We start from the raw sequence: 24,096 nt of genomic DNA, 5'->3' as shown, positions 1-24,096 counted from the left end.
CTCAGCGGGCGCGGCGGGTGGCCGCGACCGCGAGGTCGGCCAGCCGCTCGGGAGCGGGCGCGGTGAGCTCCGGGGCGTCGGCGCCGCGGACGGCGTCCAGCGCCGACGCGGTGAGCTCGGCGATGCGCGCCTCGACGTCGTCGACGACGCCGAGGGTCAGCAGTGCCTCGCGGGCGGCGGCGACGTCGTCGGCGGTGAGGTCGGGCTTGCCGATCGTGCGCTCGACCACGGCGGCCGTGTCGCGGTCGGGGTGGGCGCGGGAGAGCGCCACGAGCAGGGTGAGCTTGCCCTCGCGCAGGTCGTCGCCCGCGGGCTTGCCGGTCACCGCGGGGTCGCCGAACACCCCGAGCACGTCGTCGCGCAGCTGGAACGCGATCCCGAGGTCGGTGCCGTAGCGGCGCAGGGCCCGCACGGTCTCGTCGTCGGCGCCGGCGAGCGCCGCGCCGAGGTGCAGGGGCCGTTCGACGGTGTACGCCGCGGTCTTGTAGCGGCTGATGCGCAGCGCGGTCTCGGGCCGCGAGTCGGACGCGGCGTGCCCCTGGACGTCCAGGAACTGCCCGCCGAGCACCTCGGTGCGCATGCCCTGCCACACCGGGCGGGCCCGGGCGAGCGCTATGGGGTCGACGCCGGACTCGTGGAGCATGTCGTCGGCCCAGGCCAGCGCGACGTCGCCGAGCAGCACCGCCACCGCGGCCCCGAAGCGCGTCGGGTCGCCCGCCCAGGCGGCGTCCGCGTGACGGGCGCCCCAGCGCGCGTGCACGGTCGGCTGACCGCGCCGTGTCGCGGAGTCGTCGATGAGGTCGTCGTGCACCAGCGCGCAGGCCTGGATGAGCTCCAGGGCGCTCACGGCGCGCAGCACCGCGGTCGGCTCGTCCGCGCCGCCGGCGGCCCGCCATCCCCACCACGCGAACGTGGGACGCAGGCGCTTGCCCCCGGCGAGGACGAAGCGGGTGAGGTCGTCGGTGGCCTCGGCGAACTCCTCGGCGATCTCGGCGCACGCGACGCGGCGGGCCTCGAGGTAGTCGGCGAGGGCGGCCGTGACGGCGGCCGGCAGGTCGTGCTCGAGCGCGTCCCGTTCGTGCGGTCCGTCCGGCGTGTTGAAGGGGTCGTACGGTCCGGTGCCGACCGTCGTCGACGCTCCGCCGACCGTCATACGCGCTCGTCCCCTCCGCCGCGATCGTCCTGTCGCCACCGAGGGTAGGGGCGGACGCCGGAACCGGCTGATCGGGCGGTCCCGGTCACAACGACCCTCCGTATCAACGCCGTGTCACCGTAGGGTCGACGGATGGCTACTGTGACGGAGCGCATCCAGCGCGGGGTGCCCACGTTCTCGGCGGAGTTCTTCCCGCCCAAGGACGACGAGGGTGAGGCCACCCTCTGGCGGACCATCCGTGACCTCGAGCCGCTGGACCCGGCCTTCGTGTCGGTCACGTACGGCGCGGGCGGTTCCAGCCGCGACCGCACCGTGCGGACCACCGGGCGCATCGCCACCGACACCACGCTCACGGCGATGGCCCACCTCACGGCCGTGGACGCGTCCCTCGACGACCTGCGCCAGGTGATCGGCTCGTACGCGGCCGCGGGCATCAGCAACGTGCTCGCCATCCGCGGCGACCCTCCCGGCGACAAGGACGCCGACTGGGTGCCGCACCCGGCCGGGCTCAGCTACACCGACGAGCTGGTGCACATGCTCCGCCGTCTCGGCGACTTCTGCTGCGGCGTCGCGGCGTTCCCGTACCTGCACCCGCGGTCGGCCGACGAGGACGCGGACACCCGCTTCTTCGTGCAGAAGGTGAAGGCCGGCGCGGAGTTCGCCATCACCCAGATGTTCTACGACGCCGACCAGTTCCTCCGGATGCGGGACCGCATCGCGGCGGCGGGCTGCGACATCCCGATCATGCCCGGTCTCATGCCGGTGACGACGCCCAAGTCGGCCGAGCGCGGCGCGGACTTCTCCGGGGCGCCGCTGCCCGCGGCGATGACCGAGCGGCTGGAGCCGCTGGCCGAGGACAAGGCCGGGTACCGCGACGCCGGCATCGACCTCTGCGTCGAGCTCTCCCAGCGGATGTTCGACGAGGGCGTGACGAACATCCACTACATCAGCATGAACCGCTCGCCGGCGGTGGTGGACGTCGTGGACCGTCTCGGCATCGCCGCGCGACCCGGCGCCTGACCGGCCCGCGCCCGTGCCCGCCGGTCAGCGGCGGGCGCGGGTGCGGAGCTGGGTCCGCGACGACGCCGCGAGCAGCACGACGATCGCGACCGCCACCGCGACCACCCCGAGCAGCAGCAGCGCCCACAGGATCCACGACGGCGCGTCCGGGTCGGGGTACTCGACCACCGCGTTCACGTCGGTGACGGTGCCCGGCTGGAAGGTCCAGCTGATGAGGCCCTGCGTCGCCGTGCCGTCGGTCTGCCGGATGGTGCCCGGGAACGCCATCTTCAGCTGCACGTCGGAGCTCTCGGGCGAGACGCGCGTCAGGTCGACCTGCCCGGACACGACGACGCGGTCGCCCGAGCGTCGCATCTGCACCCGGATCGCCTGGGTGCTCGACGGGCTGATCGCGGGCAGCAGGCGCGTGACCTGGTCGAACGTGAGGTCCTCGAACCGGAGCCGGGAGCCGATGTAGCCGTCCTGCTCGTAGCGCTCGACGCTGACGTCACCGCTGAGGTCGTCGGGCACCGTGAGCGGCGGCCCCGACCCGTTCGGCGCGCCGTCCGGCGTCGCGATGTCGACCTGCCCGGAGACGCGGTCGTCGGGGGAGACGGCCATGCCGGCCCGCACCCGCACGCACCCGGTGCCCAGCACGCCGACCAGCGCGAGGACCACGGCGAGGAGCACGAGGCCGCGGCGGCGGGGCCGCGTGGGGGCCGGCGGGACGGGACGGGCGCCGGCGGGGTCGACGGTCGGGGTGGGGGCGCTCGCAGGCACCCGCGCATGGTGCCAGGCGCCCCCGACGGTCGCGGTCAGGCGCGGCGACCCGAGCGGTGGCGCCCGGGTTCCCCCGGCTCGTCGCCGGTCGGGGCGACCTCGAGCCGGCCGGGCGGGGGGAGGGGCGCCCCGGGCGGGTCGAGCGGCAGCGCGCGTCCGAGCACGGCGAACGGGCGTGGGTCGCTGGTGAACCGGTGGTGGCGCAGCACGTCGGAGAACCCGAGACGCCGGTAGAGCGACCAGGCCCGGTTGGGGTCGTCGGCGCCGGGGGTCTCGGGCGTCGAGAGCAGGACGTGGCGGTTCGCGGGGCGGGCGAGCAGGCGGCGCGCGAGCGCCTCGCCCACGCCGCCGCCCTGCACGTCGGGGCGCACGTGCAGCTCGGTGAGCTCGAAGTAGTCGGCGAGGATCGCCGCCGCCAGCTCCCGGCCCTCGGCGCCCTGTGCCAGCAGGCCGCGGCGGACCTCCTCGAACCACCACTGGCCCCGGGCGCCCGGATAGCCGTAGGCGACGCCCCACAGCGAGCGGTCGGGGCCGATCGCGGCGACCGCGTGCCAGCCCGGCCGCCGCGAGTGCTCCACCCACATCGGGCGGCGCTGGCGCACCGTCCCGGGCGGATAGCCCATCGCGTCGACGTAGACCGCCAGCGCCTCGTCGAGCCGGGCGCCGAGGTCGTCGGGCGTGAGGTCGACGACGGACGCGCGGGTGGGTGCGGCGGTCACCGTCCGGCTCCCGCGCGGGCGGAGGGGGAGTCGGTCACGGCGGGCACCCGGCCATCACACCACGCCGCGCCCGGCGCGCCACCCGTCGATCCCCGGACGGCCGACTTGACGGTGTCGGACCGACCGGGTTCACTGGACCGCATCGAACACATGTTCGATCGCACGGTCGGCGGGGCGGGGGAAGCGCCCCGTCGCCCGTGCGTGCCGCCGGCTTCCCACGGTGGCAGGCACCGCTCGGTCTGAGCCACGGGCCGAGGAGCACGAGCCCGCCGTGGAGGACGCATCGTGGTTCGCAGTCCCTCGCCGGTCCAGGTCCGCTGCGCGGACGGCGACCCCGTCGAGTTCCATCGCCGCCCGAACCGGCGCGACAGTCACTACCTGGTCGAGGAGGTCCGCGAGCGCTGGATCGAGGAGTCCCGCTGGCCGTTCCTGTCGGCGATGCCGGTGGGGGGCGACCGGTGCCGGTGCTGGCGCGTGCTCGCCCGTCGCTCGGACGAGCCGCACCTGCCGCCGGGGGAGTTCGTGCTGCGCATGCGCTCCGGCCCCGGGGTGTGGGACCTGCGGTGGGCCGGGGCCTGAGCCGGCGGGCCGGCCGCTGACCCGGTCGCCGAGCCGCTCCCGCCCGCCATCGCCCCCGACGCCCGCTCCGAGACCACCGAGGAGATCACCGTGACCAGTGCCCTCGCCCTGCCCGGCCTGTTCGACACCAGCCCGCCCGACGCCGACCACCCCCCGGTCGGCGTGCCCGACGGGTCCGCGGGCGGGCGGGTCCCCGCCCCTCCGCCCGCGGGCCCGTCCTCCTCGCCGATCCCGCCGGCGCCCTCCCGCTCGGCGACGCGCGGCGCCACGGCCCGTGCCGAGGCGCCCGCCGCGCCGCCCTCGCCGCCGCCGTCGCGCACGGTGGTGCAGCTGCTCGGGGCCGCCCGCGACGAGCTGCGGGCCGCGCAGGAGGAGGACGACCCGGCGGAGCGGTTCCGGTCCGCCCATCTCGGGGCGCTGCGCGCGGCCGCGGCGGTGCTCGCCCTGCGGGCCCGGGCCAAGCGCTCCTCGCGGCCCACCGACGCCTGGACGCTGCTGGCGTCGGTCGCTCCGGAGTACGGCGAGTGGGCGGCGTTCTTCGCGGCGCACTCGGCCACGCGCTCGGCGGTCGAGGCCGGTGTGCGCGGACGGGTGTCCCAGCGCGACGCCGACGACATGGTCCGCCAGGCCGACCTCTTCCTCGCCCTCGTCACCCGCACGGTGGCGGGCCGCACGCGCTGAGACCGGGGCGGGGGCTCGCGGGATCCGGTCTCAGGCGTCCGGCGCCTGGCGGGCCCGGGCCCGGTGCGAGCGCTGGGCGCGCGAGCGCACGATCCGGCCGAGCAGCGAGTCGAACGAGCTGGAGATCTCCCGGGCGCCGGGGGTGTCCCAGCGCTGGATCGGGACGCCGGCGCCCTGGGCCTGCTGCACCGCGCTGCGGTCGGGCAGCACGGCCGAGAGCACGAGCGGGCCGAAGAGCTCGCGCAGCTCGGCGACGCGGAACTCGTGCTCCGAGGAGCGGGCGCGGTACTTGTTCACCAGCACGCCCAGCGGCTGGAGGTCGGGGTTGTGCTCCCGCTCGGCCTGCACGGCCTCGAACGCCCGCTGGACGCCCGACACCGCGAAGATCGTCGGCTCGGTCACCAGCACCGCGCGGTCCACGGCCACGAGCGCGGAGCGGGTCAGCTGACCGAGCGACGGCGGGCAGTCGATCAGCACCAGGTCGTACTCCGCGATCCCGGTCGCCGTGGCGCCCTGCCCGTCGCGGGGCAGGCCGGCCAGCAGGCGCGCGAGGCGCCCGAGGCGCTGCGAGTTCGGATCCGGGTGGTTGTGGCGCTCGACGTCCTCGGATCCCACGAGCACGTCGAGGTCCTCGCCCCAGGCGCTCGGGCCGATCGACGAGGCGAGCAACGCCGCCGACGGGCGTTCCATCGCCTGGGCGATCGTCGTCTCGGTCGGTTCGGGTTCCAGCGCCGTGGTGGCGTTGCCCTGGGGATCCAGGTCGACCACCAGGGTGCGCAGGCCGGCCCGCAGGGCGGAACCGGCCAGACCCAGGACGACCGTCGTCTTCCCGACGCCGCCCTTGAGGCTCAGGACCGCCGTGACGTGCACGGGGGGAACCTACCGGGCGGTCGCCGCGGTTGCCGGTACGCCCGCGCACGCGTCACACGTTCTACGGTGTCGCCGTGAGCCGTACCGCGTCGTTCGCCCCGGTCGACGTCGTCGCGCGCACGCTGCGGGTGGAGCTCACCGCCGCGCGCTCGCGACGTGACGGTGCCGCCCCCCGGGTGCTCGACGTCGGCGGCGGCAGCGGCACCTGGGCGGTGCCGCTCGCGGCGGACGGGTGCGAGGTCACGGTCGTCGACTCGAGCGCGAACGCCCTCGCGGTCCTGCGCAGCCGGGCGCGCGACGCCGGGGTCGCCGACGGGGTGCACGCGATCCAGGGCGACGTCGACACGCTCGTCGACGCGATCGGCTCCGCGGAGGCCGACCTCGTGCTCGGCCACGGTCTGCTCGAGTACGTCGACGACCCCGCCGAGGCGTGCCGGGCGCTCGCCGCGGCCACGGTGCCCGGCGGCGCGGTCTCGCTGCTGGTGGCCGGCCGGTTCGCGGCCGTGCTCTCCCGGGTGGTCGCGGGCCGTCTCGCCGAGGCCCGCCAGGTGCTCGTCGACCCCCGCGGCCGGTGGGGCGAGGACGACCCGCTGCGCCGGCGCATGGACGTCGAGGAGATCCGCACGCTCGTCGAGGCCGGGGGGCAGCTGACCGTCGAGCGGGTGCAGGGCCACCGCGTCCTCGCCGACCTGGTGCCCGACGGCGTCCTCGAGCCCGGCGGCGCGCCGAGCGACCCGCTCGCCGAGCTCGAGGACATCGCCGCGGGCACGCCCCCGTTGCGTGACATGGCCTCGCGGCTGCACGTCCTCGCCCGGCGGCCGGGCTGAGCGAGCCAGAGCCCGGCCCCGCCCGGGACGCGGGCTGCGGTGTCCTGCACGTCGACATGGACGCCTTCTACGCGGCCGTGGAGATCCGCTCGCGGCCCGAGCTGCGCGGCCGGCCCGTCGTCGTCGGCGGGGGACCGGAACGCGGCGTCGTGCTCTCGGCCAGCTACGAGGCCCGGGCGTACGGGGTCCGGTCGGCGATGCCCTCGGCCCGCGCGCACCGGCTCTGCCCGCAGGCCGTGTTCCTCCGCCCGGACTTCGCCACCTACGCCGAGGTCTCCCGCGCCGTCATGGCGGTGTTCCGGTCGGTCACGCCGCTCGTCCAGCCGCTGAGCCTCGACGAGGCCTTCCTCGACGTCTCGGGCGCGCTGCGCCGGCTCGGCACGACACCGCTCGGCGTCGCGGCCTCGATCCGCGAGGAGGTGGCCGCGTCGCAGGGGATCACGTGCTCGGTCGGGGTCGCGCCGACGATGTTCGTCGCCAAGCTCGCGTCGCGCGTGGCCAAACCGGACGGCGTGCACCTCGTGCCGGCCGACGGCGTCCGCGCGTTCCTCGACCCGCTGCCCGTCGGTGCGCTGTGGGGCGTCGGCGAGCGCACCGCCGAGGTGCTCGACCGCCACGGCATCGCGACCGTCGCCGACGTCGCGGCGGCGGGCTACACGACGATGCGGCGCGCGGTGGGCGACGCCCACGCCGCCCACCTGGTCGCCCTCGCGCACGGGGTGGACGAGCGCCGGGTCGACCCGCACGGACGGGAGAAGTCGGCGGGGGCGGAGGAGACCTTCGCCCGCGACCTCGTCGACCCGGCCGTGCGGCGCCGCGAGCTGCTGCGCCTCGCCGATCGTGCCGCGCGGATGCTGCGCCACCGCGGGGTGCGCGCCCGCACGGTCGCGCTCAAGGTCAGGTTCGACGACTTCACGACGATCACACGGTCCCGCACCCTCCCGGCGCCGACGGACCTGGCGCGCGATCTCCACACCACCGCGGTCGATCTCCTCGACGCGCTCGGCGACATCGCGCCCGTCCGGCTGCTCGGTGTGCGGGGCGAAGGGCTCGTCCCGGCTGACCGCGCGCCCGAGCAGATCGCGCTCGGCGAGCCCGAGCACGGGTGGTCCGACGCCGAGCGGGCGGCTGACCAGGCGCGTTCCCGGTTCGGCGTCGCGGCCGTCCGGCCGGCGAGCCTGCTCGGTGATCCCGACCCGTCCCGGGCGCGATCTCCCGCCGACGCGGCGGAGAAGGCCCGCGATGGTCACCGACCGCAGCCGAACGTGTCGCGAGCGACATCACCACCGGAGCCGAACGGATGATCGAGAGCGCAACACGCCGGTCCGGGTAGTGGAGCGGTCGGCGGACTCGTACGATGGTGACGGGACATCAGGACGATGCCCGCCGGACCACCCCAGGTCGGGCGAATTCCATTCCGGTGCCGGAGGAGAACCATGCCGCTCTCCGAGCACGAGCAGCGTCTGCTCGAGCAGATCGAGCGCGCTCTCTACGACGAGGACCCGAAGTTCGCGTCCACGGTTCGGGGAGGCAAGCTCCGACGTCCGTCGCGCCGGCGCCGTATCCAGGGCATCGCGCTCTTCGTGATCGGCGTCGTGATGCTGGTGCTCGGCGTCGTCTTCAGTTCCTCGGTTCCGGGGATCATCGTCAGCGTCGTGGGCTTCCTCGCGATGTTCGGCGGGGCGGTCCTCGCGATCACCTCCTTCGGCGCGCGCAAGAAGGAGGCGGCCGCGGAAGGCGAGGCCGCCGCCGGCGGCGCCGCCACCGAGAAGGAGCGCAGCCGCTTCACCTCCCGCATGGAAGAGCGCTTCCGCCGCCGCTTCGAGCAGGAGTAGCGCCACCCCGAGTCACCCGATGCGCCGTCGACCCCCGTGGTCGGCGGCGCGTCGTCGTTCCGGGCCCGCTCTGGAGATCAGGAGCACCTGGTGCACCTCGACCTGCCTCGTCGGGTGCGTGACGCGCTCCTGATCTCGCGGCAGGGCGCCCCGGGGTCGCGAGGGGCACGTTTCGCATGATCCGGAGGCTCGCGGGCCTGCCGAACGTGCTCCTCGCGGCCTGCGGGGCGCCGGTGACGGCGCCGCGAGGTTCCCGCCGCGCCCCACCGCGCCCCACCACGTCGCCCCCACATCTCCCCACCGCGGCGCTCCACCTCGCCCCACCGGGCGCCCCGCGCCGCTCCCCACGCCCCCCACCCTGCCCCACACCGCCGCCACGGGAGCCCCGTGAACGCGGTCGCCCAGCTCAGAGCCAGGCCCCGGTGGTGGGGAACGACGGCGCCCGGCGTGTCGGCGCCACACGCGAACGCCCTGGAGAGAAGGTCACCGCTCGCACCCCCCACTCCGCCCCACCGGCGCTGACCAGGCACGACTACCCGAATCGGGGATCGCCGGGCGCGCAGGATGGTTTGGTCGTGGGGATATGTGGGGTATGGTGGTGCGCAGTGGGGCGGACGGGGTCTCACAGGGGAGGTGGGGGCCGTGTTCCTCGGCACCCACACCCCGCGATTGGACGACAAGGGCAGGTTGACCCTGCCCGCCAGGTTCCGCGACGAGCTCGCAGGGGGGTTGATGATCACGAAGGGCCAGGACCACTGCCTCTACGTGTTCCCCCGTGACGAGTTCGAGCAGATGGCCCGCAAGGTGGCCGAGGCGCCGTTCACCGACGAGCGGGTGCGCGCGTACCAGCGCTACCTGTTCGCCGGCACCGACGAGCAGCGCCCCGACTCCCAGGGCCGCATCCCCATCGCGGCCGAGCTGCGGCGGTACGCCGGGCTCGACCGCGACTGCACGGTGATCGGGGCGGTCAACCGCCTCGAGATCTGGGACAGCGCGGCCTGGGCGCGCTACCAGGACGAGCACGAGGCCGGCTACGCGCAGGCCCAGCAGGAAGTGCTGCCGGGCGTCTTCTGACGCCGACCGCACCGACAACAGAGATCACGCGGCGCCCCGAGGGGCGTCACGCCGGGTGCCGTGAGGCCCCGGCCCGCAGGGCGACGGCCCTGGCGCACCTTCCCCGGCGCCAGGTCCGTCGATCTGCGGACCGGGACGTGACGGCACCCGGCGCTGCGAGCGGGCAGCGAGCAGACGGCGGGCCGGCCGGCCCGCCGACGAGTCGGTGGAAACGGGTGGCGGCAGTGGTGGACGGGCACGGGGCGGAGCCGCCCCTCGGCGGTGACCCACCGCCGGACGTCGCCGACCAGCGCCACGTCCCCGTCCTGCTCGACCGCATCCTCACCCTCTTCGCGCCCGCCCTCACCGACCGCGACGCGGTGCTCGTCGACGCCACCCTGGGGGCTGCCGGCCACTCCGCCGCGCTCCTTTCTCGGCACTCTGGACTCACTCTTGTGGGTGTTGATAGAGACGAATCGGCGCTGCGGCTTGCCCGGACGCGCCTCGCGCCCTACGCCGACCGGACGCACTTCGTGCACGCCGTCTTCGATGCGCTGCCCGAGGTGCTCGACGACCTCGGGTACGGCGCCGTCCAGGGCGTCCTCTTCGACCTCGGCGTCTCGTCGATGCAGCTCGACGAGGACGAGCGCGGCTTCTCCTACGCCCGCGACGCCCCGCTGGACATGCGGATGGACCCGTCGACCGGGCCGACCGCCGCGGACGTCCTCAACACCTACGCCCCGGGCGACCTGATCCGGGTGCTCCACGACTACGGCGAGGAGCGAGCGGCCCGGCGCATCGTCGAGGCCGTCGTGCGTGCCCGGCGGCGGGCTCCGCTGCGGACCAGCGCGGAGCTCGTCGCCCTCCTCGAGCAGGCCATCCCCGCGGCCGCCCGCCGCACCGGCGGCCACCCCGCGAAGCGCACGTTCCAGGCGCTGCGGGTGGAGGTCAACGGCGAGCTCGACGCGGTCGCCGCGGCGGTCCCGGCCGCCGTGGACGCCCTGGCGGTCGGCGGCCGGGTGGTCGTCATGTCCTACCAGTCCCTGGAGGACCGCATCGTCAAGCGCGTGCTCGCCGAGCACAGCCGCTCGAAGGCACCGCCGGACATGCCGGTGGTGCGACCGGAGGACGAGCCCGACCTGCGCCTGCTCACCCGCGGCGCGGAGAAGGCCGACGAGGACGAGATCGCCGCCAACCCCCGCGCGGCGTCGGTGCGGCTGCGGGCTGCGGAACGGGTCCGGGAGGCGGCGGCATGAGCACCACGAGGGACACGGCCACGGAGAGGACGAGGGCATGAGCACCGCGACGCTGACCGGCCCCCGGACGAGCGGCCGGACCGACACCCGGCCCGACCCGCGTACGCCGGCGTCGACGCGCCGCGGGACGGCCCCGCGCCGGCCCGCCGCGGCGACCCGCCGCGACGCGACCACCGAGGCGCGCGCCTCGGGGACCGCGCCCTTCGTGCTCCTCATCATGGTGCTGCTCACCGGCGGGCTGGTGGCGACGCTGTGGCTCTCGACCGCCGCGGCGGCCGACTCCTACCGCCTCGACGAGGCCCGCCAGGTCGCCCGCGACCTCTCCGAGCAGAGCGAGCGCCTGCACCGCGACGTCGCGGCCGCGCAGTCCGCGCCCGCGCTCGCGGCGGCGGCCCGAGCCCAGGGCATGGTGCCGGCGGGGGAGCCCGCCGTGCTGCTCGTCCACCCCGACGGGTCGTCGCAGGTGATCGGCGACCCGCGGCCGGCCCAGGCCGTCGCCCCGCCGGTGCAGACCCCCGCGGCCCCGCCCGGCCAGGCCCCGCCGGGACAGCCCCCCGCCGATCCCGCGCAGGTCAACGGCGCGCAGGCCGCCGCCGACGGCCAGCAGGCCCCGGCGCCCGCCGGCGCGGCCGCCGCCGAGGACCAGCTCGTCGCCGTGCCCGACGACGGGCGACCGGCGCAGAACACCGAGCGTCCCGCCGCGTCCGACCCGGCCGGCCGCTGATGCCGCGCAGCGCGGCGACGCTGAGCCGTCCGCCGGCCCGGGCCCCGGGCGGGCGCGCCCCCGGTGGCCGCCGCCCGGCGCCACCGCCGCCCCCGCCGCGGCGCCCGGCCCGCCGTCCCGCGGCGCGCCCGCCGGACCCGCGGCGCCGCCTGCGGGTCGGCCGCGTGCTGCTGGTTGCCGTCCTGCTGCTGTGCACGCTCAAGCTCGTCGAGGTCCAGGGCATCCGGGCGGGCGACCTGTCCGCCGACGCCGCCCGCCAGCGCACGACGCGGCTGGTCGTCCCCGCCGAGCGCGGGTCGATCCTCGACCGCTACGGCACCCCGCTCGCGTTCAGCGTCGAGGCGAAGGCGCTCGTCGCGAACCCGCGGCGCATCACCGCCGACTGGAACGAGCCGGCGGTCCGCTCGCAGCCCGGCTCCCCGACCGCGGACCAGCGCAAGTCGGCGATCGCGCTGGGCATGGGCCGCATCCTCGGCACCGATCCCGGTCCGATCTTCCAGGCGCTGACGTCCGACCGCAGCTACGTCGTGCTCGCCCCGCTGGTCGACCCGGGGGCGGCGCGCCAGGTGCGCGAGGCGTTCCCCGAGATCGCCGAGGAGGACCGCGAGTCGCGCCAGTACCCCGCGGGCGACGTCGCGGCGACCGTCGTCGGCAGCGCCGCGTGGAACATGGACCGCCAGAAGATCCGCGGGTCGATCGGGCTGGAGAGCGCGCTCGACACGACCCTGGCCGGCACCGACGGCTTCCGGGTCGTCGACACCGCGGAGGGCAGCGACGCCGTCATCCCCGGCACCACCCGCGCCGAGCAGCCCGCCCAGGCCGGCCGCGACGTCGTCCTCTCCCTCGACACCGACCTCCAGTACGCCGTCGAGCAGCGCCTGCGCGACTACACCGCGCGGGTCGGCGCCCGCACCGGCAGCGCGGTCGTGCTCGACGCGCACACCGGCCAGGTGCTCTCCATGGCCAACTCGGGGTCGTTCAACCCGGCCGCACCCGGCACCCCCGGCTCGCAGCTGAGCAACCCGTCGGTGACCAGCCCGTTCGAGCCCGGCTCGGTCAACAAGATCGTGACGATGGCCGCCGCGATCGAGGCGGGAGTCGCCCGCCCCGAGGACGTCCTCACCGTGCCGGGCAGCATCCGCTTCGCCGACCGCACCATCAGCGACGCGTGGTCCCACGGCACGATCCACCTGACGCTCAACGGCGTCCTCGGGCGGTCGTCGAACGTCGGCACGCTGATGACGGCCCAGCGGGTCGGGCCGGACCGCTTCGCCTCGATGCTCGACGCCCTCGGCATCGGCACCCGGACCGGCATCGAGCTGCCCGGCGAGAGCCCGGGGTCGGTGCCGGCGCGCGAGGACTGGTCGGGCTCGACGTTCGGCAACCTGCCGATCGGGCAGGGCCTGTCGATGACCACGCTGCAGATGGCGAGCATGTACCAGGCCGTCGCCAACGACGGCGTGCGCGTGCCGCCCCGCATCGTCGAGGCCGAGGTCGGCGCCGACGGGGTCCGCAGCCCGTCGCCGGCGCCCGAGGGCGTCCGCGCGATGAGCCCGCAGACCGCGCACACGATGCGCGACATGCTGCAGTCGGTGACGCAGGACGGCCACGGCGGCGACCGGGGGACGGGGCCGGCCGCCGCGATCCCCGGCTACCCGGTGGCCGGCAAGACCGGCACCGCGCAGCAGGTCGACCCGGGATGCGGCTGCTACTCCCAGTCGAACTACTGGATCACCTTCGCCGGGATGTTCCCCGCGCAGGACCCGCGCTACGTCGTCGCGCTCATGCTCGACCGCCCGCCGGGCGGCGACTCCGCGGCCCCGCTGTTCCACGACATCGCGGCCTACCTGGCCCAGCACGGCAACGTCCCGGTCTCGACCGCGCCGCCGCGCCAGGTGCCGCTGACGCTCCCGTGACCGCCCCGTGCCAGGGCACAGGGCCTGCCGGGACGCACGGGGCCGGTGAGTAGCCTTCGCCCGTGCCCGCCGCACCGCCGAGAACCTTCGACGACGCCGCCGGCCCCGCCCGGGGGCGGGTCCCCGACGGCGGTTCCGAGGGCGCCGCGCAGGGCGCCGACCCGGGACCGCTGCGACCGGTGCACACCGTGCCCGTGACGATCACCGCGGTCGCGGAGCGCATCCACGCGGCGCTCGCGGACGACGCCGCCCCGGAGATCGTCGGCGACGCCGCCGCGACCGTCACCGGCGCCACGCTGCGTGCCCACGAGGTGCGCCCCGGCGACCTCTTCGCGGCCCTGCCGGGCGCGCGCGCCCACGGTGCCGACTTCGCCGCCGACGCCCTCGCGCGCGGTGCGGCGGCCGTCCTCACCGACGCCGCCGGGGCCGAGCGCGCCGCGCTGCGCGACGCCGGCGTCCCGGTGCTCGTGCACGCCGATCCCCGCGGGGCGATCGGGCACGCGTCCGCGCTGGTCTACGGCGACCCGTCGACGCGGCTCGCCGTCCTCGGGGTCACCGGCACGAGCGGCAAGACGACCTCGGTGTACCTGCTCGAGGCGGCGCTCGCCGCGGCCGGCGCGAGCACCGGGCTGATCGGGACCGTGGAGACCCGGCTCGGCGGGCAGCGCCTGCCCAGCGCCTTCACCACCCCCGAGGCCCCCGACCTGCAGGCTCTGCTCGCGCGGATGGCCGACGACGGCGCGAGCCACGTGGCCATGGAGGTCTCCAGCCACGCGCTGTCGCTCGGCCGGGTCGCGGGCACGCGCTTCGCGGTCGGGGCCTTCACCAACCTCTCGGCCGAGCACCTCGACTTCCACGCCGACATGGAGGACTACTTCGCGGCCAAGGCCCGCCTGTTCGACGGGCGCTCGGCGGCCGAGGTGGTCTGCATCGACACCTCCTGGGGGCGCCGGCTGGTCCGCGAGGGCACCGTCACGGTCGGGACCCCGGACGCCGACTGGCGCGCCGAGGAGATCGTCGCGCTGCCCGACGGCACCCAGCGCTTCACCGTGCACGGCCCCGACGAGCTCGTGCTGCCGGTGGCGGTCCGCCTGCCGGGCGCCTTCAACGTCACCAACGCCCTGCTCGCCCTGGCCTGCGGGGCCGCCGCCGGCTACGATCCGGCCGCGCTCGCCCGCGGGCTGGCCGAGGTCCGGGTGCCGGGGCGGATGCAGCGCGTCGAGGCGGGGCAGCCGTTCCTCGCGGTCGTCGACTACGCCCACAAGCCGGCGGCGGTCGCGGCCCTGCTCGAGACGCTGCGCGCCGGCACCGACGGCCGGGTGCTCACCGTGCTGGGCTGCGGGGGCGACCGCGACCGCGCGAAGCGCCCGGTCATGGGCCGCCTCGCCGCGCAGCTCTCCGACCACCTCTGGGTCACCGACGACAACCCGCGCACCGAGGACCCGGCCACGATCCGCGCCGCGGTGCTCGACGGCGCCCGCGAGGTCTCCGGCGCCGTCATCGACGAGGTCGGCGACCGGCGCGAGGCCATCGCCGCCGCCGTGGGCGCCGCGCGGGCCGGCGACGTGGTCGTGGTCGCGGGCAAGGGGCACGAGACGGGCCAGCAGATCGGGGCCGAGAAGCTCCCCTTCTCCGACGTCGACGAGCTGGAGCGGGCGCTCGCGCGCGTCCAGGGTGGTCGCGCGTGATCGACCTGACCCTCGCCGACGTCGCCCGCGTCACCGGTGGGCGTCTGTCCGGCGCGACGGGGGACGAGCGGGTCACCGGCACCGTCGAGTTCGACAGCCGCGCGGTCACGCCGGGCGGGCTGTTCGTCGCCCTGCCCGGCGAGCGCGTCGACGGGCACGCGTTCGTCGGGGCCGCGATGGCCGCGGGCGCCGCGGGCGTGCTCGCCGCCCGGGAGGTGGACGCGCCGGCGGTGATCGTCCCGCCGGTCGAGGCCGTCTCCAGCTCCTACGTGCTCGCCGCCGACTCCGGCGGCGCCGGGGCGGGGGTGCTCGCGGGTCTCGCCCTGCTGGCGCGTCACGTCGTCGACGTCCTCGCCGCGGACGGCCTGCTGGTCGTGGGCATCACCGGCTCGTCGGGCAAGACGTCGACCAAGGACCTCACCGCGCACCTGCTCGAGGGGGCCGGCGAGACCGTCGCCCCGCCCGGGTCGTTCAACAACGAGCTCGGGCACCCCTGGACCGCGCTGCGCGCCACGCCGTCCACCCGCCACCTGGTGCTCGAGCTCTCCGCCCGCGGGCCCGGCCACGTCGCGGCCCTGTGCCGGGTGGCGCCGCCGCGGGTCGGGGTCGTGCTCAACGTCGGTTCCGCGCACCTCGGCGAGTTCGGCTCCCGGGAGGCGATCGCGCAGGCCAAGGGCGAGCTCGTGGAGGCGCTGCCGTCCACCGGGGTGGCCGTCCTGGGCGCCGACGACCCCGTGGTGGCGGCGATGGAGCACCGGACCGCGGCGCGGGTCGTGCACGCCGGCCGTGCCCCGCAGGCCACCGTCCGCGCCGTCGACGAGGCGCTCGACGACGCGGGACGGGCCACGTTCCGGCTGGTCACCCCGGCCGGCGAGGCCCCGGTCCGTCTCGCGCTGCACGGTGCCCACCACGTCGACAACGCCCTCGCCGCCGCGGCCGTCGCGCTCGAGGCGGGGCTCGACGTCGCCACGGTCGCCGAGCGGCTCGGCACCGCCTCGGCGCGATCGCGCTGGCGCATGGAGCTCACCGAGCGCCCCGACGGCGTCCGGGTGCTCAACGACGCCTACAACGCCAACCCCGAGTCGATGCGCGCGGCGCTCGCGACGCTCGGCGCGATGGGTGGCCGCCACACCGCCGTGCTCGGGATGATGGCCGAGCTGGGCGACGACGCCGCCCGCGCGCACGGCGAGCTCGGCCGCGAGGTCGCCCGCACCGGCGTCGAGCGGCTCGTGGTGGTCGGCGCGGACGAGGCGGTGGTACGCCTGCACGAGGCGGCGGCCTCCGCGGGCGTCGACTCCCACCTGGTCCCCGACGTCGCGGCGGCGGCTGAGATGGTGAGCGCCGGCGTCGCGCCCGGCGACGTCGTGCTGGTCAAGGCGTCCCGGTCCGCGGGGCTGGAGAGGGTCGCCGCAGTGCTCATCGACGGGGAAGGAGCCCGATGAGGGGCGTGCTGGTCGCGGCGGGGGTCGCGCTGGCCGTGTCGATCCTCCTGACCCCGTACGTGATCCGGCTGTTCATCAAGCAGGGGTTCGGCCAGGAGATCCGCGAGGAGGGCCCGCAGAGCCACCGCGGCAAGCGCGGCACGCCGACCATGGGCGGCGTCGCGATCCTCGTCGCGGTGTGGGTCGGCTACCTCGGGGCGCACCTCGTCGGCGACGTCGCCATCTCGGCGTCCGGCCTGCTCGTGCTGATGCTGATGACCTCGCTGGGGATCGTCGGGTTCCTCGACGACTTCATCAAGATCCGGCGTCAGCGCAACCTCGGCCTGAACAAGACCGCGAAGCTGGTCGGGCAGCTCGTCACCGCCGTGCTGTTCGGGGTGCTCGCGCTGCAGTTCCCCGACGAGCAGGGCCTGCGACCCGCGTCCCCGAACCTCTCGTTCGTCCGTGACATCGCCGTGGTCAGCCTCGGCACGATCGGCTTCGTCATCTTCTGCTACCTGGTGGTGACGGCCTGGTCGAACGCCGTGAACCTCACCGACGGGCTCGACGGCCTCGCGGCGGGCACGTCGGCGATGGTGCTCGCCACGTACCTCATCGTGTCGTTCTGGCAGTTCCGCAACGCCTGCGGCATGCAGATCGAGGCGGGCTGCTACCAGGTCCGCGACCCCCTCGACATCACCCTCGTCGCCGCCGCCGCGATGGGGGCGTGCATCGGGTTCCTGTGGTGGAACGCCGCGCCCGCGAGGATCTTCATGGGCGACACGGGATCGCTGGCCCTCGGCGGGCTCTTCGCGGGGCTGAGCATGGTGACGCGCACCGAGCTGCTGCTCGTGGTGCTCGGCGGCGTGTTCGTCGTCGAGGCGCTGTCGGTGGTGCTGCAGGTGGCGGTGTTCCGCACGACGCGACGGCGACCGTTCCGGATGGCGCCGTTCCACCACCACTTCGAACTGGCGGGCTGGGCCGAGACCACAGTGATCATCCGGTTCTGGCTGCTCGCGGCGATCTGCTGCGCCCTGGGGCTCGGACTGTTCTACAGCGAGTGGTTGGCAGCGTCGGGTGGCTGAGTGGCGTGACCGGCACGTGCTCGTGGCCGGGGCGCGCCGCACGGGGGTCTCGGTCGTCGACGTGCTGCTGTTCCTGGGCGCTCGGGTCACGGTCGCCGACGGCGATCCCGCCCAGCTGGACGGGCTGGGCGACCGCCCCGTCGCCCGCACCCGCGACCTGGCCGCCCTGCCCGGGGGATGCGACCTCGTCGTCACCAGCCCCGGCTTCCGCACCGACTCCCCGCTGGCCCTGGCCGCCCGGGACGCGTCGGTCCCGATGATCGGCGAGCCGGAGCTCGCGTTCCTGCTGGGCGGCGACGCGGAGGTCTGCCCGGACGGTCCGCCGCGCTGGCTCGCGGTCACCGGCACGAACGGCAAGACCACGACCACGACGATGCTCGAGGCGATCCTGCGCGCGGCGGGGGAGGACGCGGTCGCCTGCGGGAACATCGGGCTGCCGGTGGTCGACGCCCTCCGGGCGGGCCACCGGGTGCTCGCCGTGGAGCTCTCCAGCTTCCAGCTCGAGTGGTCGCCCTCGGTGCGGCCCTACGCGGGCGCGCTGCTCAACCTCGCCGAGGACCACCTCGACTGGCACGGCTCGATGGCCGCCTACGGCGCGGCGAAGGCGCGGGTGCTGCGCGGGGAGGTCGCCGTCGGCGGGCTCGACGACCGGGAGGCGACGGCGCTGCTGCTCGCCGCCCCGGCACCGCGGCACGTGGGGTTCACCCGCGGCGCGCCGGGGCCGGGCGAGCTGGGCATCGTCGACGGGCACCTGGTCGACCGGGCGTTCGGCGATCGTGTGGAGCTCGCCGCGGTCGCCGACGTCGCCCCGCCCGGGCCGCCCGGGGAAGCCAACGCCCTGGCCGCGGCCGCGCTGGCCCGCGCGCACGGCGTGCCCCCGGAGGCGGTCGCCGCGGGGCTGCGGGCGGTGGCGCCGGGCGCGCACCGCGGGGCCGTGGTCGCCGAGGCGGGCGGCGTGCGGTGGGTCGACGACTCGAAGGCCACCAACCCGCACGCGGCCGCGGCGTCGCTGGCCGGGCACGACCGCGTGGTGTGGGTGGCGGGCGGGCTGCTCAAGGGCGCCGACGTCACCGACCTCGTCGTGGCCCACCGCGGGCGCCTGGCCGGCGCGGTGGTGCTGGGTCGCGACCGGGACGCCGTCGCGGCCGCTCTCGCGCGACACGCCCCCGAGGTCCCCGTCCGGGACGTCGGCGGGGGTGACGATGGGGCCGTGACTGACCGAGCGAGCGACACAGCGGGCGAGTCGATGCTCCGTGCCGCGCGGGCGGCGGCCGGCCTGGCGCAGCCGGGCGACACCGTGCTGCTCGCGCCCGCCGCCGCGTCGATGGACATGTTCCGCGACTACGCCGCCCGCGGCGACGCCTTCGCCGCCGCGGCCCGGGTCGTGGCCGGCGGCGCGGGGCCGCAGGGCGCCGCGGTCCCGGACGAGGCCCCGAGTCCCACCGGCGGCGGCGCGGCGTGAGCGCGCCGGCCCGGGGGCCCCGCTCCCGCCCGGCCCGTCCCGGCCGCCCCGGTCTCGTCGCGTCCGCCCGCACCGCGCTGCACCAGTGGCTCGAGCGTCCGCTGACGTCGCTGCACCTGGTGCTGGCGGTGTTCGGGCTGCTGACCGCGCTCGGGCTGGTCATGGTGCTCTCGGCCTCGGCGGTGTCGTCGTATGCGGCCGGCGGCTCGTCGTACGGGGTGTTCCTGCGCCAGGCCGTCTTCGCCCTCATCGGGCTCGCCCTGTTCTGGCTCGGGCTGCGGATCCCCCCGCGCAAGCTCCGCGCGGCCAGCCCCTGGCTGCTCGCCGGCTGCCTGGTGCTGCTCGTGCTCGTGCTGGTGCCGGGCCTGGGGTCGGAGGTCAACGGCTCGCGCGCCTGGTTCCGCATCGCCGGGCTCTCGCTGCAGCCCTCCGAGCTCACCAAGATCGCGCTCGCGCTGTGGGGGGCGCACGTCCTGGTGCGCCACCGCCCGCACCCGCGCACCTGGAAGGCGGCGCTGATGCCGCTGCTGCCGGTGTCGCTGCTGATCCTCGCGCTCGTGCTCGCCCAGCCGGACCTGGGCACGACGGTCTCCTTGATGATCATCGTGTTCGCCCTGCTGTGGTTCGCGTGCGCGCCGCTGGGGCTGATGGCGTTCATCGTGTCCAGCGGGGTGGTCGGCTCCGTCGTCCTCGGGATCGTCGCGACCTACCGCCAGAGCCGGATCACCGCGTTCCTCAACCCGGACCTCGCCGACCCGCTCGGGCCCGCCTACCAGGCGCGCCAGGCGCTGTACTCGCTCGCCGACGGCGGGCTGTTCGGCGCGGGCCTCGGGCAGGGACGGGCGAAGTGGGACTACCTGCCCAACGCCGACAACGACTTCATCTTCGCGATCATCGGTGAGGAGCTCGGGTTCGTCGGCGCGTTCGCGGTGGTCGCCCTGTTCGCCACCCTCGCCTACGTCGGCCTGCGGATCGCCGCGCGCAGCGCCGACCCGTGGATGCGCGCCGTGGCCGCGACGCTGACGGTGTGGCTGGTCGCGCAGGCCTGCATCAACATCGGGTACGTCGTCGGCCTCCTGCCGGTGACGGGCATCCCGCTGCCGCTGGTGTCCTCCGGCGGCACCTCGCTGGCCCTCGCCCTGTTGTCCGGGGGGCTGCTGGCGAACTTCGCACGCCACGAGCCCGAGGCGGCCGCGGCCCTGCGCGCCCACGGTCAGGGCCGACTGGCCCGCGTACTGCGCCTGCCGGAGCCGAGCCTGCCGCGCGCGGCGATGACCGACCGGCCGAACGACCGGCCCTCCCGCGGCGGGGGCCGGTGAACCCCGGCGCGGCCGACCCCGGACGATGGGGCCATGAGCGGGGAGCCGTCCGTGGACACCGACAGCCCTGACACGCCCTCGGTGGTCGTCGCCGGGGGAGGCAGCGCCGGGCACGTGGAGCCCGCCCTCGCCACCGCGGACGCGGTCCGCCGCCTGCGGCCCGGCGCCCGCGTCACCGCGCTGGGCACGGAGCGGGGCCTCGACACCCGTCTGATCCCGGCGCGCGGCTACCCGCTGGAGCTCATCCCGCCGGTGCCGCTGCCGCGCAAGCCCAACGCGGACCTGGCGCGGCTGCCCTACCGGGTCGTCCGGTCGGTGCACCGCACCCGGAAGGTGCTGCGCGCCGTCGGGGCCGACGTCGTCGTGGGCTTCGGGGGCTACGTCGCGCTGCCCGCCTACCTGGCCGCCGCGTCCCTGCGCCTGCCGATCGTCGTGCACGAGGCCAACGCCCGCGCCGGGATCGCGAACAAGGTGGGCGCGCGGTTCGCCCGCTCGGTGTTCGCCGCGGTGCCCGGGAGCGGGCTGGACGCCGAGGTGATCGGCATCCCGCTGCGCGAGGCGATCACCGGGCTCGACCGTGCCGCCCTGCGCGCCGAGGCACGGGCGCACTTCGGGCTCGACCCCGAGGCGCCGGTGCTGCTGGTGTTCGGCGGTTCGCAGGGCGCGCGCTCGCTCAACGAGGCCGTGTCCGCCGCGGTGCCCGCGCTGACCGCGGCCGGGGTGTCGGTGCTGCACGCCCACGGGCCGAAGAACGAGCCCACCGTCGAGGCCCACGGCTACGTACCGGTGCCCTACCTCGAGCGGATGGACCTCGCCTACGCCGCGGCCGACGTCGCGCTGTGCCGCGCCGGGGCGATGACCGTCGCCGAGGTCTCGACGGTCGGGCTCCCGGCGATCTACGTGCCGCTGCCGCACGGCAACGGGGAGCAGGCGCTCAACGCCCGCCCGGTGGTCGACGCCGGCGGCGGGTCGCTCGTCGCGGACGCGGACCTCACCGGGGAGACCGTCGCCTCGCTCGTCACCGACCTCGTCGCGGACCCCGCCCGGCTCGCCGCCACGGCGAGCGCGGCCCGGCGTTCGGGGCACGCGGGGGCGGACGGGACACTGGCGCGGGCGGTGCTCGAGGTAGCGGGCGCACGGGCGGAGCGGAGGACCACCACATGACCCCGACCGATCAGGTGGCGCAGTCCGACGTCGGGGTGCCGGAGCTGCCGCGCCTGCTCTCGCGGGTGCACTTCATCGGCGCCGGCGGGGCGGCGATGAGCGGGATCGCGCGGATCCTGCTCGCGCGCGGGGCGATGGTGTCCGGGTCGGACGCGAAGGACTCGCGCGCGGTGCTGGCCCTGCGCACCCTCGGGGCCGAGGTCGCGGTCGGCCACGACGCGCACAACCTCGACCTGCTGCCCGGGGGCCCGACGGTCCTCGTCACGACGAAGGCCGTGCACCAGGCCGATCCGGACAACCCCGAGCTGCTCGAGGCCGCCGCCCGGGGCATCCCGCTGCTGCACCGGTCCGCGGTGCTCGCCGAGCTCATGGCCGACCACCGCGCCGCCTGCGTCTCGGGCAGCGCCGGCAAGACGTCGACGACGTCGATGCTCGTGGTGGCGCTGCAAGCCTGCGGCGAGGACCCGTCGTTCATGATCGGCGGCGACCTGCTCGCGTCCGGGTCCAGCGCCCACCACGGGCTCGGCGACGTCTTCGTCGCCGAGGCCGACGAGAGCGACGGCTCGTTCCTGGCCTACTCGCCGGCCGTGGCGATCGTGACCAACATCGAGCCCGACCACCTCGACCACCACGGCACCGTCGAGGCCTATGTCGCCGTGTTCGACGCCTTCGCCGCCCGCATCGAGACCGGCGGCGCGCTGGTCGTGTGCGCCGACGACCCCGGTGCGGCGGCCCTCGGCGACCGGGCGGAGTCCGCCGGGGTGCGCGTGCGCCGCTACGGCCGCGCCGCGACGGGCCCCGACGACGCCCGCGTGCTGGACTACCGCGCCGAGGGCTCCGTCGGCGTCATCCGCCTCGGGATCGCGGGTGCCGAGCACGAGCTGCGCCTCGGCGTCCCCGGCGAGCACCAGGCCCTCAACGCCTGCGCCGCCCTGCTCGCGGGGCTCGACCTCGGCGCCCCGCTCGACGGGCTGCTCGCGGGCCTCGCCGGGTTCGACGGGGTGCGCCGCCGCTTCGAGTACCGGGGTACCGCCGCGGGCGTGCGGGTCTACGACGACTACGCCCACGCACCCACGAAGGTCGCCGCGCAGCTGCGCGCCGCCCGGCCCGTGCTGGGGGAGTCCGGCCGCCTGATCGTCGCGTTCCAGCCGCACCTCTACTCCCGCACCCGGGACTTCGCCGCCGAGTTCGGCGCCGCGCTGTCGCTGGCCGACGAGGTGGTGGTGCTCGACGTCTACGGCGCCAGGGAGCAGCCCGAGCCCGGCGTCAACGGCGAGCTGATCGCCCGCCAGCTCACGCTGCCCGAGCAGAACGTGCACTACGAGCCGTCCTGGGGTCAGGTGCCGGCCCTGCTCGCCGACCTCGCCCGTCCCGGCGACCTCGTGGTCACGATGGGCGCCGGCGACATCACCGTGCTCGGCCCGGAGGTGCTCTCCGAGCTCGAGCGCCGCGCCGAGCAGGCCGGGAACGCCGCGCCGTGAGCGGATCCGCCCGGCCCACCGGCCGCCCCGCCCGGGGTGGCCGGTCGGGACGGGCGGGACGCGGTGACCGCGGTGACCGTGGGGACCGGCCCGACCGCGAACGGCGCTCGGGCGGCGCCGGCGCCCGGCCCTCGGGCGCGGCCGCCGGGTCGCCGGGGCGCACGCAGCGGTCCGCGCGGCCCCGGGCGTCCGGTCCGGTCCGCCGTCGTCGCGGGCTCTGGACCGGGCTCGCCGCGGGGCTGCTGCTCGTCGCCGCGGTGGTGTACGTGACGGTCTGGTCGCCGCTGCTCGACGTGCGCGACGTGCAGGTGGTCGGCGCGGCGCCCGACCAGACCGAGGCGGTCCGCGCCGCCGCGGCCGTCGCGCCGGGCACCTCGCTGCTCTGGCTCGACGGCGACGACGTGGCCGACCGCGTGCGCACCCTGCCCCGCACCGCGTCGGTCGACGTCGCCCGCGACTGGCCCGGCACCCTCGTCGTCACCGTCTCCGAGCGGGAGCCCGTCCTCGCGGCACCGGCCCCCGGCGGCGGCGTCCTGCTCGTCGACGCCACCGGCTTCGGCTACCGGACGATGCCCGCGCGCCCGGCCGGTGTCCCGGCGCTCACCCTGCCGCCCGGGGTCCTGCCCTCGCCCGACGAGCCCGGCACGCGGGCCGCCGCGGACGTGATCGTCGCCGTGCCGGCGTCCCTGCGCGCCGACGTCACCGAGGTCCGGGCGGACGGTCCGTTCGACGTCGGGTTCGTGCTCACCGGCGAGCGCGAGGTCCGCTGGGGCGCCGACGCCGACAACGACCGCAAGGCCGCGGTGCTGACCGCGCTCCTCACCCGGCCCGGCAGCGTCTACGACGTGTCGACCCCGGACCTCGCCGTCGTCCGCTGACGCGACACACCGGGACCTCACGAACCGTCGAGTGCGGGTCGAGGGTCGTGACCGCCCGGCGACGGGATGGCCGTGAGGTGGGGACACGCCCGGCGCGCCTCGTGGAAATGCCGTCCCGCGCCTGCCTACCGTGCGCACGTCGCTCAGCTCAGCAGTCCCTCAACCTAGACCTCCACTAGAGGTCGAGGGTTGGCGACACGCCGGAC

General features: G+C 76.3%; 22 protein-coding genes. 18 read left to right on the top strand and 4 right to left on the bottom strand.

Translation table 11 applies throughout. From position 1 onward, the window contains the following. Nucleotide 1: 1 nt before the first annotated feature. Nucleotides 2-1,153 (bottom strand): polyprenyl synthetase family protein, encoded by a 1,152-nt coding sequence (locus ACR9E3_RS22315; protein ID WP_460382725.1) that lies wholly within the window; start codon nucleotides 1,151-1,153, stop codon nucleotides 2-4. A gap of 132 nt (nucleotides 1,154-1,285) precedes the next feature. On the opposite strand from ACR9E3_RS22315, the gene ACR9E3_RS22310 reads away from it, so the two are divergent. Next, nucleotides 1,286-2,173: a methylenetetrahydrofolate reductase gene (locus tag ACR9E3_RS22310; RefSeq protein WP_460382724.1), complete on the top strand. Its 888-nt coding sequence runs from the start codon at nucleotides 1,286-1,288 to the stop codon at nucleotides 2,171-2,173. Nucleotides 2,174-2,197: 24 nt separating this feature from the next. Here ACR9E3_RS22310 and ACR9E3_RS22305 read toward each other — a convergent pair whose 3' ends face one another. Next, nucleotides 2,198-2,932 (bottom strand): DUF3153 domain-containing protein, encoded by a 735-nt coding sequence (locus ACR9E3_RS22305; RefSeq protein ID WP_460382723.1) that lies wholly within the window; start codon nucleotides 2,930-2,932, stop codon nucleotides 2,198-2,200. Nucleotides 2,933-2,967: 35 nt separating this feature from the next. Continuing rightward, entirely contained in the window at nucleotides 2,968-3,651 is a 684-nt protein-coding gene (locus tag ACR9E3_RS22300) for a GNAT family N-acetyltransferase (RefSeq protein ID WP_460382722.1), read from the bottom strand. Nucleotides 3,652-3,936: 285 nt separating this feature from the next. On the opposite strand from ACR9E3_RS22300, the gene ACR9E3_RS22295 reads away from it, so the two are divergent. After that, nucleotides 3,937-4,230: a hypothetical protein gene (locus ACR9E3_RS22295; protein ID WP_460382720.1), complete on the top strand. Its 294-nt coding sequence runs from the start codon at nucleotides 3,937-3,939 to the stop codon at nucleotides 4,228-4,230. A 90-nt stretch (nucleotides 4,231-4,320) separates the two neighbouring features. Further along, the gene (locus ACR9E3_RS22290; protein ID WP_460382719.1) at nucleotides 4,321-4,911 is read left to right on the top strand and encodes an SAV_6107 family HEPN domain-containing protein; all 591 of its coding nucleotides are present in this window, start codon (nucleotides 4,321-4,323) and stop codon (nucleotides 4,909-4,911) included. 30 nt (nucleotides 4,912-4,941) lie between these two features. Here ACR9E3_RS22290 and ACR9E3_RS22285 read toward each other — a convergent pair whose 3' ends face one another. Next, nucleotides 4,942-5,781, bottom strand: coding sequence for a ParA family protein (locus tag ACR9E3_RS22285; RefSeq protein WP_460382718.1), 840 nt, complete (start codon nucleotides 5,779-5,781; stop codon nucleotides 4,942-4,944). Between the two features lie 74 nt (nucleotides 5,782-5,855). On the opposite strand from ACR9E3_RS22285, the gene ACR9E3_RS22280 reads away from it, so the two are divergent. The 15 genes from ACR9E3_RS22280 to ACR9E3_RS22210 all read left to right on the top strand — a co-directional run bounded on the left by ACR9E3_RS22280 (nucleotide 5,856) and on the right by ACR9E3_RS22210 (nucleotide 23,890). Beyond that, nucleotides 5,856-6,608 (top strand): class I SAM-dependent methyltransferase, encoded by a 753-nt coding sequence (locus ACR9E3_RS22280; RefSeq protein ID WP_460382717.1) that lies wholly within the window; start codon nucleotides 5,856-5,858, stop codon nucleotides 6,606-6,608. After that, on the top strand, nucleotides 6,605-7,912 hold the full coding sequence (gene dinB, locus ACR9E3_RS22275) for a DNA polymerase IV (protein ID WP_460382823.1): 1,308 nt from the start codon (nucleotides 6,605-6,607) through the stop codon (nucleotides 7,910-7,912). Before ACR9E3_RS22280 ends, dinB begins: the two co-directional genes overlap by 4 nt. Nucleotides 7,913-8,044: 132 nt before the next feature. Next, nucleotides 8,045-8,443: a DUF3040 domain-containing protein gene (locus ACR9E3_RS22270; protein WP_285654586.1), complete on the top strand. Its 399-nt coding sequence runs from the start codon at nucleotides 8,045-8,047 to the stop codon at nucleotides 8,441-8,443. A 642-nt stretch (nucleotides 8,444-9,085) separates the two neighbouring features. Next, entirely contained in the window at nucleotides 9,086-9,517 is a 432-nt protein-coding gene (mraZ, locus tag ACR9E3_RS22265; RefSeq protein ID WP_285654584.1) for a division/cell wall cluster transcriptional repressor MraZ, read from the top strand. A 224-nt stretch (nucleotides 9,518-9,741) separates the two neighbouring features. Continuing rightward, the gene (gene rsmH / locus ACR9E3_RS22260) at nucleotides 9,742-10,752 is read left to right on the top strand and encodes a 16S rRNA (cytosine(1402)-N(4))-methyltransferase RsmH (RefSeq protein ID WP_460382821.1); all 1,011 of its coding nucleotides are present in this window, start codon (nucleotides 9,742-9,744) and stop codon (nucleotides 10,750-10,752) included. A 37-nt stretch (nucleotides 10,753-10,789) separates the two neighbouring features. Then, nucleotides 10,790-11,476, top strand: coding sequence for a hypothetical protein (locus tag ACR9E3_RS22255; protein WP_460382716.1), 687 nt, complete (start codon nucleotides 10,790-10,792; stop codon nucleotides 11,474-11,476). Continuing rightward, complete coding sequence (locus ACR9E3_RS22250; protein ID WP_460382715.1) at nucleotides 11,476-13,392, top strand: peptidoglycan D,D-transpeptidase FtsI family protein; 1,917 nt, start codon at nucleotides 11,476-11,478, stop codon at nucleotides 13,390-13,392. Before ACR9E3_RS22255 ends, ACR9E3_RS22250 begins: the two co-directional genes overlap by 1 nt. Before the next feature lie 62 nt (nucleotides 13,393-13,454). After that, nucleotides 13,455-15,080: a UDP-N-acetylmuramoyl-L-alanyl-D-glutamate--2,6-diaminopimelate ligase gene (locus ACR9E3_RS22245; protein WP_460382714.1), complete on the top strand. Its 1,626-nt coding sequence runs from the start codon at nucleotides 13,455-13,457 to the stop codon at nucleotides 15,078-15,080. After that, nucleotides 15,077-16,522 (top strand): UDP-N-acetylmuramoyl-tripeptide--D-alanyl-D-alanine ligase, encoded by a 1,446-nt coding sequence (locus ACR9E3_RS22240; RefSeq protein WP_460382713.1) that lies wholly within the window; start codon nucleotides 15,077-15,079, stop codon nucleotides 16,520-16,522. Before ACR9E3_RS22245 ends, ACR9E3_RS22240 begins: the two co-directional genes overlap by 4 nt. Next, nucleotides 16,519-17,586 carry a phospho-N-acetylmuramoyl-pentapeptide-transferase gene (gene mraY, locus ACR9E3_RS22235; RefSeq protein ID WP_285654575.1) on the top strand — a complete coding sequence of 356 codons (1,068 nt, stop codon included), beginning with the start codon at nucleotides 16,519-16,521 and terminating at the stop codon, nucleotides 17,584-17,586. Before ACR9E3_RS22240 ends, mraY begins: the two co-directional genes overlap by 4 nt. Continuing rightward, nucleotides 17,579-19,048 carry a UDP-N-acetylmuramoyl-L-alanine--D-glutamate ligase gene (murD, locus tag ACR9E3_RS22230; protein WP_460382712.1) on the top strand — a complete coding sequence of 490 codons (1,470 nt, stop codon included), beginning with the start codon at nucleotides 17,579-17,581 and terminating at the stop codon, nucleotides 19,046-19,048. Before mraY ends, murD begins: the two co-directional genes overlap by 8 nt. After that, nucleotides 19,045-20,367, top strand: a complete 1,323-nt coding sequence (ftsW, locus tag ACR9E3_RS22225; protein WP_460382711.1) for a putative lipid II flippase FtsW — start codon at nucleotides 19,045-19,047, stop codon at nucleotides 20,365-20,367. Before murD ends, ftsW begins: the two co-directional genes overlap by 4 nt. Nucleotides 20,368-20,400: 33 nt before the next feature. Then, nucleotides 20,401-21,531 (top strand): undecaprenyldiphospho-muramoylpentapeptide beta-N-acetylglucosaminyltransferase, encoded by a 1,131-nt coding sequence (gene murG, locus ACR9E3_RS22220; RefSeq protein ID WP_460382710.1) that lies wholly within the window; start codon nucleotides 20,401-20,403, stop codon nucleotides 21,529-21,531. Then, the gene (murC, locus tag ACR9E3_RS22215; protein WP_460382709.1) at nucleotides 21,528-23,012 is read left to right on the top strand and encodes a UDP-N-acetylmuramate--L-alanine ligase; all 1,485 of its coding nucleotides are present in this window, start codon (nucleotides 21,528-21,530) and stop codon (nucleotides 23,010-23,012) included. Before murG ends, murC begins: the two co-directional genes overlap by 4 nt. Then, a complete protein-coding gene (locus ACR9E3_RS22210; RefSeq protein ID WP_460382708.1) occupies nucleotides 23,009-23,890 on the top strand; it encodes a cell division protein FtsQ/DivIB in 882 nt (293 codons plus the stop codon). The genes murC and ACR9E3_RS22210 overlap by 4 nt, the downstream gene beginning before the upstream one ends. Nucleotides 23,891-24,096: the final 206 nt, after the last annotated feature.

The organism is Actinomycetospora sp. C-140 (assembly GCF_054796175.1).
Note: the sequence above shows the minus strand (reverse complement) of the source record. Positions and strands in the feature narration are given on the sequence as shown.

Coding starts and splice junctions, on each gene's coding strand:
- mraY (WP_285654575.1), top strand. CDS start 16,519: ATGAGGGGCGTGCTGGTCGCGGCGGGGGTCGCGCTGGCCGTGTCGATC.
- ACR9E3_RS22270 (WP_285654586.1), top strand. CDS start 8,045: ATGCCGCTCTCCGAGCACGAGCAGCGTCTGCTCGAGCAGATCGAGCGC.
- murC (WP_460382709.1), top strand. CDS start 21,528: ATGACCCCGACCGATCAGGTGGCGCAGTCCGACGTCGGGGTGCCGGAG.
- ACR9E3_RS22250 (WP_460382715.1), top strand. CDS start 11,476: ATGCCGCGCAGCGCGGCGACGCTGAGCCGTCCGCCGGCCCGGGCCCCG.
- murG (WP_460382710.1), top strand. CDS start 20,401: ATGAGCGGGGAGCCGTCCGTGGACACCGACAGCCCTGACACGCCCTCG.
- ACR9E3_RS22255 (WP_460382716.1), top strand. CDS start 10,790: ATGAGCACCGCGACGCTGACCGGCCCCCGGACGAGCGGCCGGACCGAC.
- ACR9E3_RS22310 (WP_460382724.1), top strand. CDS start 1,286: ATGGCTACTGTGACGGAGCGCATCCAGCGCGGGGTGCCCACGTTCTCG.
- ACR9E3_RS22315 (WP_460382725.1), bottom strand. CDS start 1,153: ATGACGGTCGGCGGAGCGTCGACGACGGTCGGCACCGGACCGTACGAC.